The following is a 13,440-nucleotide window of genomic DNA, read 5'->3' as shown; positions in this document are numbered from 1 at the left end:
CCCTCTCCCTCCCACGCTCTTCGAGCGCGGGCCCCTCCCTCTCCCAAGGGAGAGGGTGTTATTCTACGGTCGCTGCAGCACCAGCGCCGCCCAGGCGTCGCGGTGGATGCGATTGACCACCTTGAAGCCGCGCGAGACGTAGGCGGCCTTGACCATGCGCTCCTGGGTGCGCAGCAGGCCCGACAGGATCACCGTGCCGCCGGGGACCAGGGCGGTCTTGATGTCCTGGGCCAGGCTGACCAACGGCCGGGCCAGGATGTTGGCGAACACCAGGTCGTAGGGGGCGTTGTCGGCCACCAGGCGGTTGGACAACCCCGAGGCGTGGACGAAGCGGGCGTTCGCCCGGTTGACCTTGGCGTTCTCCTTGGAGATCCGCACGCTGGGCTTGTCGATGTCGGTGCCGACGGCGATCTTCGATCCCGTCCGCGCGGCGGCGATGGCGAGGAGCCCGGTGCCGGCCCCGACGTCGAGCACCTTGTTGAACTTGCGCGCCTTGATCAGCCGGTCATAGGCCAGCAGGCAGCCGACGGTGGTGCCGTGGTGGCCTGTGCCGAAGGCCGCGCCGGCCTCGATGCGCAGGTTGACCGTGCTGGCCGGCAGGCGGCCGCGGTCGTGCATGCCGTAGACGAAGAACCGGCCGGCGCGCACCGGCGGCAGGCCCGACAGCGCCATGGCCAGCCAGTCGGCGTCGGCCAGCTGCTCGCGCAGCACCTTCAGCGGATAGCCGGCCAGGACCTCCAGCAGGCCCGCGTCTTCCTCGTCGGTGGTCGGGAAGGCGTCGATGCGCCAGACGCCCTTGTCCTCGTCCTCTTCCAGGATCGAATAGGTCGCGCCCTCGAGGCCTGGATGGTTGTCGATGGCGTCGGCGGCGGCTTCGGCGTCGGCGCGCGCGCCGCGGGCGACGATCTGCTGGGGCGTGTAGTCGGTCATGGCGCTCCAGTAGCGGGCTAAGCGCCGAAAGGCGAGACCGCGCGCTTGCCAAATATCGGCGCGGGGTCTGGACGGCGCGCCAGCGCGGGCGTCCAGATCTCGGGCTCAGGCTGGGGCGCAGGCTCCAGCTGGGCCAGGCTCCAGGCCAGGGCCGGAGCGGCGTCCAGCGGAGGCATGTCCGGCGTCCGGCGCCTGGGATCGGCCCATACAGGTCCCAGCAGGCGGGTCACCGCCGCGCAGGCCAGGGACCAGACGATGCCGTTGCGCTCCAGGATGAAGCTCTCGGAGAAGGTGGTCATCAGGAAGATGGCCAGGAACAGGGTGGCCCAGTAGCCGTCCTGCACCTGGCGAAACCGGAACAGGGCGACCAGCAGCGGCCCGCCCAGCACCAGGGCGCACAGGCCCACCCCGATCCAGCCCAGTTGGGCCAGGATGTCCAGCCAGCCGTTGTGGGCGCTGGGCACCAGCCAGCCGGTCTCCTTGCGGATCCAGTTGGCGGGGACGGAGTCCAGGGTCCAGAACACCCCGTAGCCAAAGCCGGTCAGCGGATGCTTGGCCGACTGCCGAAGCAGGGCGGCCCAGATGTCGGTGCGGCCGGTCAGGGACGGATCCTTGCCCAGGGCCTTGAACAGCAGTTCGGGGGCCAGCCACATGACCATGGCGGCGGTCACGGCGACCGTGACGCCCAGCCAGACGACGATCACCGCCGTGGCCGGACCGCGTCGCATGGCCGCCAGCAGCATCGAGCCGCACAGGCCGATCATCAGGGCCAGCAGCGAGGTCTTGGACTTGCTCATCAGCAGCATCGCCGCGCACAGCACGATGGTGAAGACCATCTGCTTGCGCCGGGGCGAGCCGGCCAGCAGCGCGGCCATGGCGGCCAGGGCGCCATAGACCATCATTGCCCCCATCTGGTTCTTCTCGTACCAGAGGCCGCGCCAGTCGCCGGCGTTGATGTCGTGCTGCACCCCCATTTTCGGATAGGCGACGGCGGCCAGGAGACCGGCGGCGGCCAGCAGCAGGAAGGTGTCGGCGATGATCTCGGCCATCCGCCGACCGTCGAAGCTGGCGGCGAAATAGAAGCCGAACAGGGTGGTGAACGCCGCCGCCATCGCTCGGCGGTTGGTCGTCCCGGGGTTCAGCGACCACGACGCCGAGGCGTACACCCAGAAGACCAGCAGGCTCAGCAGCACGGCGGGCAGCCAGAACCGCATCAGGCGCGGCGCGCGCCAGGCGGCCAGGCCCAGGGTCAGGGCGTAGACCGGCAGCCACATCAGCCGCAGGACGGGAATGTTCTCGCCGCCCGCCTGCAGCGGATCCAGCAACGGACCGATCAGGGCGTTGGACAGCATGAACAGCACGAAGCCGCAGGCCAGCGCTTCCAGCTTGCGCCAGAGGTCGGGCGGTTGGTCGTGCTGCTGTTGCGTGTCCGCCATTTCGATCCAGGTCCTGGCGCGAAATGGGACAAGCGCCGTGGGTTGGAGCGATTGGCAGCAAGGGCGGGGCCGAGCTTGACCTTGGGTCCGGCTCGGGCGGTCCGGGACTAATAGGCCGCCGCGACCGCCAGCGGCGCGGTGGGAGCTTCCGGCGCGGCGATCGCCGGCGGAGGTTCGGGCGCCTGCGGGGCGTCCTCGGGCAGGCGGGTGTCCAGGATGTCGCCGGCGGTCGACGGCCAGCTTCGGGTGGCGGGCTCCGTGGGCCGGACAGGCTGGGCTTCGATCTGGCTCTCCGGCTCCGGTTCTGACCAGGCGGCCGGAACGTATTCGGGGACTTCGTACGAGGCGACGACCACGGGCGGCTGTTCCGGTTGCCGGCCAGGGAGGAAATCGGTGCCGACCACATAGTCGGGGACCTTGCCGCTGGGCCAGGTGATCGGCTGGACCGCGTCGCCGGCGGGCCCGGATATGAAAGCGGCCTCGATCTGCGGCGCCGTCTGGGAACCCGTCCGCAGGATCAGGCCGCCCGTCAGCCCGATCGTCAGGGCGACGGCGGCGCCGGTCAGGGCGGCGCGGTGGGGGAGGAGAACCGAAGCATCCATGCCGACAAAAGCGCACCGGACGACAAAACGTTCGATCGCGACCGTGCGAAGAGCGCCCGGGATGCTTGACGAAACCGGCCTGTCCTTTCGGCTGTCACGCTCTAGGCTCGCGACTCACCAGAGGAAAACCGCCATGTCCCGCCGTCACATGCTCCGCGACCGCGCCTCGGGCGGCCATGCGCGGGTCACCTATGTCGAGCTGTTCTTCGACCTGGTGTTTGTGTTCGCGGTCACCCAGCTGTCGCACGGGCTGATGGCCCATCCCACCCTGCTGGGCGTGGTCGAGACCGGCCTGTTGCTGATGGCCGTCTGGTGGGCCTGGATCTTCACCGCCTGGGTCACCAACTGGCTGGACCCCGAGCGGGCGCCCGTGCGGATCATGCTGTTCGTGGCCATGGTGGTGGGCATGGTCATGACCATGTCGATCCCCAAGGCGTTCGGCGATCGCGGCCTGGTCTTCGCCCTGGCCTTCGTGGCGATCCAACTGGGCCGCAGCCTGTTCACCGCCTGGGCGATGCGGGATCATCCTTTCCAGAGCCGCAACTTCATCCGGATCTCCGTCTGGTTCGCGACCTCGGGCGTGCTGTGGATCACCGGCGGCCTGGCAGAGGGCGGGGCGCGGCTGGCCCTCTGGGGCGGGGCGCTGGCCCTGGAATACGTCTCGCCGGCCCTGGGGTTCTGGGCCCCCGGCCTGGGCCGGGCCCGCGCCGAGGAGTGGGACGTCGAGGGCGGCCACCTGGCCGAGCGCTGCGCCCTGTTCACGATCATCGCCCTGGGCGAGTCGATCCTGGTCATGGGCGCGACCACCGCGACCCTGGCCTGGACGCCGCTGGTGATGGCCGCCTTCCTGGCCGCGTTCGCCGGCAGCCTGGCCATGTGGTGGATCTATTTCTCGTTCACGGCCGAGGCCGCCAGCGAGGCGATCAGCCACGCCAAAGACCCCGGCCGGGTGGCGCGCGAGGCCTATACCTACATCCACCTGCTGCCGATCGCCGGCGTCATCGTCACCGCCGTGGGCGACGAGTGGACGATCCACCATCCGCTGGGCCACACGGACCTGAAGACAGCGCTGGCGGTGATCGGCGGACCGTTCCTGTTCCTGCTGGGCGGGGTGCTGTTCAAGCGCGCTATGTTCCGCTCCTGGCCGAGGGCCCAGGTGGTGGGTCTGGCGGCGCTGGCGGCCCTGGCGCCGCTCAGCCTGGCGGTCGGACCGCTGGTCCTGTCGATCGCCACGACGGCGGTGCTGCTGGGCGTGTCGGTGCGCGAGGGGCTGGTCCGGCGCTCGAACGCTCGGCGCCTAGACGTTTAGCGCCGCGTTCGTGGCCCGCACCAGGCCGTCGATGACGCCCGGCTCGGTCGAGGCGTGGCCCGCGTCCCAGACGATCTCGAAACGGGCTTCCGGCCAGGCGCGGTGCACGGACCAGGCGCTGTCCAGCGGCGTGACCACGTCGAAGCGGCCCTGGACGATCCAGGCCGGGATGTGCCGGATCCGGTCGATGTTCTTCAGGATCCAGCCGTCTTCCTCGAAGAACCCGCCATTGGCGAAGAAGTGGCACTCGATCCGGGCGAAGGCGATGGCGAAGTCCTCTTCATTGAACTTCGGGGGCCGCGCCTCGGGGCCGCGCAGCGAGATCGTGTCGCCCTCCCATTGGCTCCAGGCGCCGGCCGCCTGGGCCTGGACGCGGCGGTCGGCATGGGTCAGGCGCTTGTGGTAGGCGGTGATCAGGTCGCCGCGCTCCTCGACCGGGATTGGGGCCAGGAACCGCTCCCAGGCGTCGGGGAAAAGCATCGAGGCGCCGTCCTGGTAGAACCAGCGCAGTTCCTTCTGGGTCAGCAGGAAGATGCCGCGTAGCACCAGGGCCTCGACCCGTTCGGGATGGGTGATGGCGTAGGCCAGGGCCAGGGTCGAGCCCCACGAGCCGCCGAACACGGTCCACTTCTCGATCCCCAGGTGCACGCGCAGCCGCTCGATGTCGGCGATCAGGCTCCAGGTGGTGTTGTCCTCGAGGCTGGCGTTGGGGCGCGAGCGGCCGCAGCCGCGCTGGTCGAACAGGGCCATGCGCCACCGAGTGGGGTCGAAGAACCGCCGCATGGTCGGATTGACCGCCCCGCCGGGGCCGCCGTGCAGGATCACCGCCGGCTTGCCGTGCGGGGCGCCGCATTCCTCATAGTAGATTTCATGGGGAGCGTCGGCGCCCAGCCAACCGAACGAGAAGGGTTCGATATCGCGAAACAGGCCGCGGCGACCGTTGACGGACATGGGCGAGGCGGAAGCGTTACGATCCATGGCGCAACCCTAAACCGGTTTCGGGCCGGGAGGGAACGCGCGACGGGCTCATTTGCCCACGCCGGTCGTGCGCCCGGCGTCGCCGCCCAACAAACCGGGCCCGGACCGTCGCAACCCGCGCCGCTTTTCCGTATTCTCCCGAGTCATGAACAACCCCGAAGACCTCAGCGACGACGAACTGCTGGAGATGCTGACTCCGCGCCAGCTGGCCGAGCTGGACCGTGCGATCGCCGAGATGATGGGCCCCGAGGGCCTGGACAAGGTCATCTCGCTGCAGGTGATGGCCCAGCTCTACACCGTGCGCGCCGCCGAGCGCGATGAGACCTCGGCCCTGGCCATGTTGCAGATGGCCGCGGCGATGCGACGGCGCGCGGAGATCCTGGCGGCGGCGAAGGGGTAGGGGGCCCAGGCAAACGGCCCAGCCTCGCGGCGAATACCGAGAAACGCCCTCATCCTTCGACAGACTCAGGACGAGGATTTCTTCCGCTGTCGTTCAAGGTCGGCGAACTGAAGGCTCGAACAGGTCGGGGTGCGGCCACCACGGTCAGTTCGGAAATCGTCGCCCCAGCCAGTCGATCAGGATGGCGTTCACCTCGTCGGGCTTTTCCTGCTGGGTCCAGTGGCCGCTGCCTTCGACCAGCACCTTCTCCAGGTCCGAGATCTGGTCGCCCATGCGGTCGGCCAGGGACGGCGGCAGCACCACGTCGTGCTCCGCCATGATCATCAGGCAGGGGATCCCGTCGATCCGGGTGGGCAGGTGTTCGGCCCGCTCCCAGTTGCGCACGAAGTTTCGGTACCAGTTGATCCCGCCGGTGAAGCCGGTGCGCTGGAAGGTCTCGACGAACACCTTCAGCTCCTCGGGCGCCAGCAGTTGGCTGGAGTCGTCGGCGACGTCGTAGCGGGCCAGACCGTCCTGCAGGGCCAAGGACCGGCCGCTGGTCTCGCCGCTGGTGAAGGCGGCCTGCACGCCCGTCGGCTTGCGCATGAAATAGCGCATGGTCCTGTCGACGTCGGCGGCCAGCTGGGCGTCGGCCACGCCGGGCTTCTGGAAGTGGACGATGTACATGTCCTCGCCGAACGCGTGGCGGAACATGGTGATCGGCTCGATAGGCAGGCGTGGCAGGAACGGGGTGTTGAGGCCGACGATCCCGGCCACGCGGTCCGGATGCATCAGCGGCAGCTGCCAGACCACCAGACCGCCCCAGTCGTGACCGCAGAACACCGCCTTCTCGACGCCCAGGTGCTCCAGCAGCCCGACCAGGTCGCCGGTCAGGTGGGCCATGTCGTAGTCCTCGACCGCCTCGGGACGATCAGTCAGGCCGTAGCCGCGCTGGTCGGGAACGATCACCCAGCGTCCCGCCGCCGCCAGGGCCGCGATCTGCCAGCGCCAGGAATAGGAGAACTCCGGGAAGCCGTGACATAGGACGATGGGGACGCCCGTCCGCGGCCCGGCCTCATAATAGGCCATGCGGATCCCGTTGATCTGCGCGAACGAAGGTTCGGGCATCGGCGGCGCGAGCTGGGCCATGGCGTTTCCTGCTGTATGTTATTGTTGATCACTTTGCCGGCGGGCGTCGCGCCGGGCAAGGCCGCGATTCCTACGGTCAAGGACTTACCCCTGGGGAAAACAAGCGTAAAAGCGCCCCCATGACCGACAACGCACCGCCCGCGCCCGCCGCCACCCCCTGGCGGCTCGTCCTGATGTTGGGCGCCCTGACGGCCTTCGCGCCGATGTCGATCGACATGTACCTGTCCAGCATGCCTGACATCGGCCGGACCCTGCACGCGGGGGCCGAGGACGTTCAGGCCACCCTGGCGGCGTTCTTCGCCGGCATGGCGATCGGCCAGTTCCTCTACGGACCCGCCTCGGACCGGTTCGGACGCCGCCTGCCGTTGTTGCTGGGGATCGGCATCTTCATCGCCGCCTCGGTGGTCTGCGCCACCGCGCCCTCGATCCAGGTGCTGATCGCCGCGCGCTTCGTCCAGGCTCTGGGCGGCTGCGCGGGCGCGGTGATCGCCCGGGCGGTGGTGCGCGACAAGTTCAATCACGCCGACACGGCGCGGGTGCTGTCGCTGATGACCCTGATCATGGGCCTGGCCCCGGTTCTGGCCCCGCAGTTCGGCGGCGTCGTCCAGTTCTTCGCCGGCTGGCGCGGCGTGTTCTGGACGCTGGTGGCCTTCGGCCTGCTGATCGGCCTGTGGATCAGCCTGAGCCTCGCGGAGTCGCGGTCCGAGGCCACGGCCGTGCAGGCGCGCTCGGAGAACCCTTTCCGCGCCTACCTGGCCCTGCTGCGGCAGAGGCGGCTGGTCGGTTACTGCCTCGCGGGGGCCCTGAACGGCGCCACCCTGTTCACCTACATCTCGACCGCGCCGGACCTGGTGATGGGGACCTACGGCCACACCCCGCTGGTGTTCAACATCATCTTCGCCCTCAACGCGGTCGGCATCATCGGCGCCAGCCAGGTCAACCGCCTGCTGCTGCGCCGCTCGACGCCCGACCGGGTGCTGGTGCGGGCCAGCATCGCCTCGATCGTCGCCGCCCTGCTGCTGGCGGCTGCGGCCTGGAGCGGCCTGGGCGGACAGTTCACGGTTCTGCCATTGCTGTTCGCGGCGCTGTCGAGCTACGGCCTGATGAGCGGCAACACCATGGCCGGGGCGCTGAGCGTCGATCCCAGCCGGGCGGGCTCGACCTCGGCCCTGATGGGGGGCATCTCGTTCGGGGCCGGAGCCCTGGCCTCTTGGGCGGGCGGCCTGCTGCACGACGGCACGCCCAAGCCCGTGGCGGCGGTGATGTTCGCCTGCCTGGTGGGCTCCAGCCTGGCGATCTTCGGCCTGGCGGTCCCCAAGGACCGGCGCGGCAGGATGGCGGCTTAAGCCCTTCGATCCGCGATCGTACCCGCTCGCCAGGCCAGCAGCAGCCAGCCGGCCAGGAAGCACAGGCCGCCGAACGGCGTGACCATGCCCAGAGCGCGCGGCGCGCCGAAAGCCAGGGCGTACAGCGATCCCGAAAACAGCACGGTTCCGGCCAGGAACAGCGAAGGGACCTCGACGCCGACCTTGCCGCCGGCCCCGTCTTGGCCGGCTTGGCGCACCGCCAGCCAGCCGAACACCGCCAGGGCGTGGGTCATCTGGTACAGCGATCCGGTGTGCAGCAGCTCGGCCGCCCGGGCGTCCTTGGCGCCGTGGGCGGCGAAGGCGCCGAACGCCACGCCCAGGAAGCCGCTGAGAGCGGCCAGGCGGACGACGAGGGCCGGGCCCAGCATCATTTCTTGTGCTTGTTGTGGGCGGCCAGCTCGTCCGGCTTGATGTCGAGGAACGAGGGGGCGGCGGCGTTGTAGGCGTCGGTCTTGTGCAGGTCGATGACCACGCTGCGATGGCCCTCCCAGATCATGTGCACGGCGACGTACAGCACGATGGCCAAGCCGATGAAGCCGATCCAGCGGTGCTTGTGCAGCAGGTTAGCGATGGCGGTGGCGGCCACGCCCATCAGGATGATCGACAGCAGCAGGCCGAATACCAGGATGGCCGGATGCTCCCGGGCCGCGCCGGCCACGGCCAGCACGTTGTCCAGCGACATCGAGACGTCGGCGATCAGCACCTGCAGGAAGGCCTGCTTGAAGCTCTTGGCCGGTTTGACGCGCGGTTCGGTGGCCGGATTGTTGTCCAGGATGGCGCGGGCGTCCTCCTGGTCGTGGGTGATCTGCTCGCGCAGCTCGCGCCACATCTTCCAGCAGACCCACAGCAAGAGCACGCCGCCGGCCAGCAGCAGGCCGATCACGCCCAGCAGCCAGGTGGTGATCAGGGCGAAGCTAATGCGCAACACCACGGCCGCGCCCAAGCCGTAGAGGATGACCTTCTTGCGGTCCTTGGCCGGCAGGCCGCCGGCGGCCAGGCCCACGGCCACGGCGTTGTCGCCAGCCAGGACGAGGTCGATCATCAGGACGGACAGGAAAGCCGCGAACGGACCGTTCAGTCCGCCCACCTGGGCGAGGAGCGCGTCAAACATGCGGCCTCAATGCGTCAGGCGGGCGGGTCTGGCAAGCGTCCGTTAGTCCACCGACTCGAGTTCCTTGCGCGCGGCGCCGTCGCGGCCGGGCGCATCGGACGCGGGGGTCTCGAACGGGTTATGCTCCGGTCGGCCTGGACCGCCGTGCGGGGGCGGCGTCGCCGGGCTCCTCGGGGTGTCGAACACCATGTGGTCCTGGCCGTAGTCGGTCTGGGTGCGGACCCTGCGCCGGCGTTCGGCCTGGGCCCTGGCCTGGGCCGCGGCGGCGTTGCGCGAGATCACCACCAGGATCAGCAGGGCCAGCAGCACCAGGGCGCCGCCCAGCAGCGACTTGCCCGGGATCTTGCCCACGCCCGGCACGTCCACCGTCGCGTAGCGGCTCAGGTCGGGCAAGGCGCCCTTGAGACGCTCGGCCTTGTCCTTCACCGCGTCCTCGATCGGCGCCACCTGCCTGGCGATCGAGCCCAGGGTGAGATCCTGGGCCGGCTTGGCGCCGCTCAAGCTCACGCCGAACTCGGCCTTCAGCGAGCCCTGGGCGGCGGCGGTCGGCTTGACCTGCCAGGCGAAGGTGGCCGGCTGGCCGGGCTTGACCACGGCGGTCTGGCGGCCGCTCGGCGCGATGTCATAGCCCTGGCCCCGCAGATCGGCATGGGCGCTGATCTTCCGGGCCGTCTGGGCCAGGCCCAGCCTGGCGGCCTCCGCCCTGATCCGGTCGCCCAGGTTGGCGGGCAGGGACAGGGTGACCTGGCCTTCCTGGCCCGCGGTCAGGCTTTGCGCCACGGCCAGGGTCGCGCCCCGGGCGGCTTCGGGCCCGACGGCCGCCTGCAGCGCCTGCAGCGGCGCTTCCGGCGTGCCGGTTGGCGCGGCCGGGGTGATCGGCGCGACCACCGGCGCCGGGGCCGGGACCTTGGCCGGCTGGACGGCGGCGATCGGCTTCAACGGAGCCGGGGCGGGGGCCACGGCCACCGGCCTGGGCGCGGGCGCGGCGACCGGCGCCGGTTTGGACGCAGGGCGGGCTACGGCACGGGCGACCGGGGGGGCGGCCCGGACAGGCGCGGCCCGGACAGGCGTGACGGGCGCCGACGCCACATGGGCGTGGCGGGCAGGCGCGACCGGCGCGGACCGCTCATGGCGGACGCGGACGCGGGCGTGAGCGCGAGCGGCCGCGCGGACATGGGGGCGCACGGGCCCGCGGACGGAGGACGGCGAGTCCTCCGGATCGGCGATCGGCTCCATGGCCGTGACCAGGGTTCCGTCGGGACGCCGCCAGGTCTTCAGGGGGGACTCGGTCGCGGCGACGGGAACCTGGGAGTCCGCGGCGCTGGGCGGGCCGCCCAGCAGGCCGTCGGCCGGCGTATCCCTCGGGTCGGTGGCCTGCGGGGTGTCGTAACCGAACGCCGTCGGGGCGGCGGGCGGGGCCTCGACCGGCGCGCGCGCGCCGCAGCCGGCGATCATCAGGACGCTTGCGGCGCAGCCGGCCAGAAACGCCGAACGGAGCGCCGCCGAACGAACTGTGTTAGGCGCCATCGGCTCCCTCGATTTGCTGTCTGATGTCTGCGCCAAGCCGAGCCTCGCGTCCCCGCTTGAGAAAACCATGTCGTGGCCCTGAAATCAAAACGGTTAACGGCGATTCACGAACCGGTTTCTTCTCAGGCGCGAACTTTGGACGCCTCGTAGAGCGCCACTGCCGCAGCGGCGGACACATTCAGGCTCTCGAAGCCGCCGGGCATGGCGATCTTGCCCATTACGTCGCAGTGCTCGGCGACGAGCCTGCGTACGCCCTCGCCCTCGGATCCCAGCACCAGCACCGTGGGACGATCGTCCAGCACCTGGTCCAGCGTGCCCTCGGCCTCGCCGGCCAGCCCCACGGCGCGCCAGCCCAGGTCGGCCAGTTCCTCCAGGGCCCGCGAGAGATTGACCACGCGCGCGTGGGCGATCTTGTCCACCGCCCCGACGGCGGTCTTGGCCAGCACGCCGGTCAGGGCGGGGGCGTGGCGGTCCTGGAGAATCACCCCCTTGGCCCCGAAGGCGGCGGCCGAGCGGAAGATCGCGCCGATGTTTTGCGGGTCGGTGATCTGGTCCAGCATCACCAGCAGGCCCTGGGCCGGGGTCCCCAGGTCGTGGACGCTGAGCATCTCCGGCTCGTCGATCTTCAGAGCCAGGCCCTGGTGCACCGCGCCGGCCGGCAGCTGGCGGGCGATGTCGGCGCCCTCCATGATCTGCAGGAAGGGCGCGCGGCTGAGCGCCGGAGCGAGTCGCTTGGCCCGATCGGGGGTGGCCAGAAGGCGTTTTGGAACCGGCCTGGCGGGGTTGGAAAGCGCGGCCTCGACGGCGTGAATCCCCCAGATCCAGTCCTTGGCGTCGCCCTGGCCCTTGGAAAACTTGTTGTTTTCCCGAGGCTTGGAACGAAAATCACGTCCGGGCGAAGAAGGCTTTTTCCGGTCGTTGCGTTCGGAATGAGAGGACACTATAAGACGCGCTCCGATTTGGGGCCCTGAGGGTTTCCAAGAGCCAGGGCGGCGCTGCTTTAGCACCGTCTCACCGGTCTCGAGGAAGCTTTTGTTCCTTTTTCGTGACGGGCGGTCCGCCGCCGGTTTCGAGGAGGGGAGGGCCGCTTTGAAGGAACTCTGTCGCGCGCTGGGGGAATGTCCCGAGTGGCAAAGGGGGGGGACTGTAAATCCCCTGGCGTACGCCTTCGTAGGTTCGAGTCCTACTTCCCCCACCACGCGCGACGAGAGCTCCAACGAGGCCTGGACCCCAAAGAAGCCAGACCGGGAGCCGATCGCGACCCCGCTAGCTTGGCGGGTATAGCACAATGGTAGTGCAGCAGCCTTCCAAGCTGAGGATGCGGGTTCGATTCCCGCTACCCGCTCCAGCTCCCAATACTGAAATTCCCTGAAACAAGCCCGCCGGCGCGAAGGTAGAGACGATGGCCAAGGAAAAGTTCGAACGCACTAAGCCGCACTGCAACATCGGCACGATCGGTCACGTTGACCACGGCAAGACGACGTTGACGGCTGCGATCACCATCACGCTGGCCAAGTCCGGCGGCGCGACGGCGAAGAACTACGCCGACATCGACGCCGCGCCGGAAGAAAAGGCCCGCGGCATCACCATCAACACCGCGCACGTGGAATATGAGACGGCCAACCGTCACTACGCCCACGTCGACTGCCCCGGCCACGCCGACTATGTGAAGAACATGATCACCGGCGCGGCCCAGATGGACGGCGCGATCCTGGTCGTGTCGGCCGCCGACGGCCCGATGCCCCAGACCCGCGAGCACATCCTGCTGGCCCGTCAGGTCGGCGTGCCGGCCCTGGTCGTCTACATGAACAAGGTCGACCTGGTCGACGACGCCGAGCTGCTGGAACTGGTCGAGATGGAAGTGCGCGAGCTGCTTTCGTCGTACGACTTCCCCGGCGACGACATCCCGATCACCAAGGGCTCGGCCAAGGTCGCCATCGACGGCGGCGACGCCACGATCGGCGAAGGCTCGATCCTCGAGCTGATGAAGACGGTCGACGCCTACATCCCGCAGCCTGACCGTCCGGTCGACCTGCCCTTCCTGATGCCGGTCGAAGACGTGTTCTCGATCTCGGGCCGCGGCACCGTGGTCACCGGTCGCGTCGAGCGCGGCATCGTCAAGGTCGGCGAGGAAGTCGAGATCGTCGGCATCCGTCCGGTCCAGAAGACGACCTGCACGGGCGTCGAAATGTTCCGCAAGCTGCTGGACCAGGGTCAAGCGGGCGACAACGTCGGCGTGCTGCTGCGCGGCACCAAGCGCGAAGACGTCGAGCGCGGCCAGGTGCTGTGCAAGCCGGGTTCGATCACCCCGCACACCAAGTTCGTGGCCGAAGCCTACATCCTGACCAAGGAAGAGGGCGGCCGTCACACCCCGTTCTTCACCAACTACCGTCCGCAATTCTACTTCCGCACCACGGACGTGACCGGGATCATCAAGCTGCGCGAAGGCGTGGAAATGATCATGCCGGGCGACAACGCCGAGCTGGACGTCGAGCTGATCACCCCGATCGCCATGGAAGAGAAGCTGCGCTTCGCCATCCGTGAAGGCGGCCGCACCGTCGGCGCCGGCGTCGTCGCGAAAATCGTTGAATAACGATTTTCTCGACCATGCTTAGTGGCCAGAAACGCATGCGTTTCTGGCGCGCCAAGATC

13 protein-coding genes and 2 tRNA genes are annotated in these 13,440 nt (G+C 69.3%); 6 read left to right on the top strand and 9 right to left on the bottom strand.

What is annotated here, in order from left to right; translation table 11 throughout:
• Nucleotides 1–63: 63 nt before the first annotated feature.
• From G3M57_RS16395 to G3M57_RS16385, 3 genes are all read right to left on the bottom strand, one after another.
• Nucleotides 64–930 carry a 50S ribosomal protein L11 methyltransferase gene (locus G3M57_RS16395; protein ID WP_056753734.1) on the bottom strand — a complete coding sequence of 289 codons (867 nt, stop codon included), beginning with the start codon at nt 928–930 and terminating at the stop codon, nt 64–66.
• Between the two features lie 17 nt (nt 931–947).
• A complete protein-coding gene (locus G3M57_RS16390; RefSeq protein WP_230983647.1) occupies nt 948–2,366 on the bottom strand; it encodes an O-antigen ligase family protein in 1,419 nt (472 codons plus the stop codon).
• A 107-nt stretch (nt 2,367–2,473) separates the two neighbouring features.
• Nucleotides 2,474–2,968, bottom strand: a complete 495-nt coding sequence (locus G3M57_RS16385; protein WP_163231749.1) for a hypothetical protein — start codon at nt 2,966–2,968, stop codon at nt 2,474–2,476.
• Between the two features lie 133 nt (nt 2,969–3,101).
• Between G3M57_RS16385 and G3M57_RS16380 the strand changes: the two genes are divergently transcribed.
• Nucleotides 3,102–4,277, top strand: coding sequence for a low temperature requirement protein A (locus G3M57_RS16380; protein WP_056753727.1), 1,176 nt, complete (start codon nt 3,102–3,104; stop codon nt 4,275–4,277).
• On the opposite strand, the gene pip is transcribed toward G3M57_RS16380, so the two are convergent.
• Nucleotides 4,266–5,255 (bottom strand): prolyl aminopeptidase, encoded by a 990-nt coding sequence (pip, locus tag G3M57_RS16375; protein WP_056753724.1) that lies wholly within the window; start codon nt 5,253–5,255, stop codon nt 4,266–4,268. The two genes, G3M57_RS16380 and pip, sit on opposite strands and share 12 nt — an antisense overlap.
• A 145-nt stretch (nt 5,256–5,400) precedes the next feature.
• On the opposite strand from pip, the gene G3M57_RS16370 reads away from it, so the two are divergent.
• Nucleotides 5,401–5,655 (top strand): hypothetical protein, encoded by a 255-nt coding sequence (locus G3M57_RS16370; protein WP_056753721.1) that lies wholly within the window; start codon nt 5,401–5,403, stop codon nt 5,653–5,655.
• 144 nt (nt 5,656–5,799) lie between these two features.
• Here G3M57_RS16370 and G3M57_RS16365 read toward each other — a convergent pair whose 3' ends face one another.
• The gene (locus G3M57_RS16365; protein ID WP_163231747.1) at nt 5,800–6,783 is read right to left on the bottom strand and encodes an alpha/beta fold hydrolase; all 984 of its coding nucleotides are present in this window, start codon (nt 6,781–6,783) and stop codon (nt 5,800–5,802) included.
• Between the two features lie 119 nt (nt 6,784–6,902).
• Between G3M57_RS16365 and G3M57_RS16360 the strand changes: the two genes are divergently transcribed.
• On the top strand, nt 6,903–8,129 hold the full coding sequence (locus G3M57_RS16360; RefSeq protein WP_163231745.1) for a multidrug effflux MFS transporter: 1,227 nt from the start codon (nt 6,903–6,905) through the stop codon (nt 8,127–8,129).
• Here G3M57_RS16360 and G3M57_RS16355 read toward each other — a convergent pair.
• The 4 genes from G3M57_RS16355 to rlmB form a co-directional block, all read right to left on the bottom strand.
• Complete coding sequence (locus tag G3M57_RS16355; protein WP_208789609.1) at nt 8,126–8,521, bottom strand: DUF423 domain-containing protein; 396 nt, start codon at nt 8,519–8,521, stop codon at nt 8,126–8,128. The genes G3M57_RS16360 and G3M57_RS16355 overlap by 4 nt on opposite strands.
• Entirely contained in the window at nt 8,518–9,261 is a 744-nt protein-coding gene (locus G3M57_RS16350) for a TerC family protein (protein ID WP_163231743.1), read from the bottom strand. Before G3M57_RS16350 ends, G3M57_RS16355 begins: the two co-directional genes overlap by 4 nt.
• A gap of 42 nt (nt 9,262–9,303) precedes the next feature.
• The gene (locus G3M57_RS16345; RefSeq protein WP_163231741.1) at nt 9,304–10,788 is read right to left on the bottom strand and encodes a hypothetical protein; all 1,485 of its coding nucleotides are present in this window, start codon (nt 10,786–10,788) and stop codon (nt 9,304–9,306) included.
• A gap of 122 nt (nt 10,789–10,910) precedes the next feature.
• On the bottom strand, nt 10,911–11,729 hold the full coding sequence (rlmB, locus tag G3M57_RS16340; RefSeq protein ID WP_163231739.1) for a 23S rRNA (guanosine(2251)-2'-O)-methyltransferase RlmB: 819 nt from the start codon (nt 11,727–11,729) through the stop codon (nt 10,911–10,913).
• Between the two features lie 171 nt (nt 11,730–11,900).
• Between rlmB and G3M57_RS16335 the strand changes: the two genes are divergently transcribed.
• From G3M57_RS16335 to tuf, 3 genes are all read left to right on the top strand, one after another.
• Nucleotides 11,901–11,986, top strand: a tRNA-Tyr gene (locus G3M57_RS16335).
• Between the two features lie 76 nt (nt 11,987–12,062).
• Nucleotides 12,063–12,136 (top strand) — tRNA-Gly (locus G3M57_RS16330).
• A 54-nt stretch (nt 12,137–12,190) separates the two neighbouring features.
• Nucleotides 12,191–13,381, top strand: a complete 1,191-nt coding sequence (tuf, locus tag G3M57_RS16325; RefSeq protein ID WP_163231737.1) for an elongation factor Tu — start codon at nt 12,191–12,193, stop codon at nt 13,379–13,381.
• Nucleotides 13,382–13,440: the final 59 nt, after the last annotated feature.

The sequence above is a fragment of the Caulobacter rhizosphaerae genome (assembly GCF_010977555.1).
Classification (GTDB): domain Bacteria; phylum Pseudomonadota; class Alphaproteobacteria; order Caulobacterales; family Caulobacteraceae; genus Caulobacter; species Caulobacter rhizosphaerae.
The sequence above is the reverse complement of the archived record's forward strand: the minus strand, read 5'-3'. Positions and strand labels throughout refer to the sequence as shown.

Bases quoted from the DNA above. Each gene is read 5' to 3' on its own strand.
- G3M57_RS16390 (WP_230983647.1), bottom strand. From the start codon at position 2,366: ATGGCGGACACGCAACAGCAGCACGACCAACCGCCCGACCTCTGGCGC.
- tuf (WP_163231737.1), top strand. From the start codon at position 12,191: ATGGCCAAGGAAAAGTTCGAACGCACTAAGCCGCACTGCAACATCGGC.
- G3M57_RS16385 (WP_163231749.1), bottom strand. From the start codon at position 2,968: ATGGATGCTTCGGTTCTCCTCCCCCACCGCGCCGCCCTGACCGGCGCC.
- G3M57_RS16355 (WP_208789609.1), bottom strand. From the start codon at position 8,521: ATGATGCTGGGCCCGGCCCTCGTCGTCCGCCTGGCCGCTCTCAGCGGC.
- G3M57_RS16360 (WP_163231745.1), top strand. From the start codon at position 6,903: ATGACCGACAACGCACCGCCCGCGCCCGCCGCCACCCCCTGGCGGCTC.
- G3M57_RS16350 (WP_163231743.1), bottom strand. From the start codon at position 9,261: ATGTTTGACGCGCTCCTCGCCCAGGTGGGCGGACTGAACGGTCCGTTC.
- G3M57_RS16345 (WP_163231741.1), bottom strand. From the start codon at position 10,788: ATGGCGCCTAACACAGTTCGTTCGGCGGCGCTCCGTTCGGCGTTTCTG.
- G3M57_RS16380 (WP_056753727.1), top strand. From the start codon at position 3,102: ATGTCCCGCCGTCACATGCTCCGCGACCGCGCCTCGGGCGGCCATGCG.
- G3M57_RS16395 (WP_056753734.1), bottom strand. From the start codon at position 930: ATGACCGACTACACGCCCCAGCAGATCGTCGCCCGCGGCGCGCGCGCC.
- G3M57_RS16370 (WP_056753721.1), top strand. From the start codon at position 5,401: ATGAACAACCCCGAAGACCTCAGCGACGACGAACTGCTGGAGATGCTG.
- pip (WP_056753724.1), bottom strand. From the start codon at position 5,255: ATGGATCGTAACGCTTCCGCCTCGCCCATGTCCGTCAACGGTCGCCGC.
- G3M57_RS16365 (WP_163231747.1), bottom strand. From the start codon at position 6,783: ATGGCCCAGCTCGCGCCGCCGATGCCCGAACCTTCGTTCGCGCAGATC.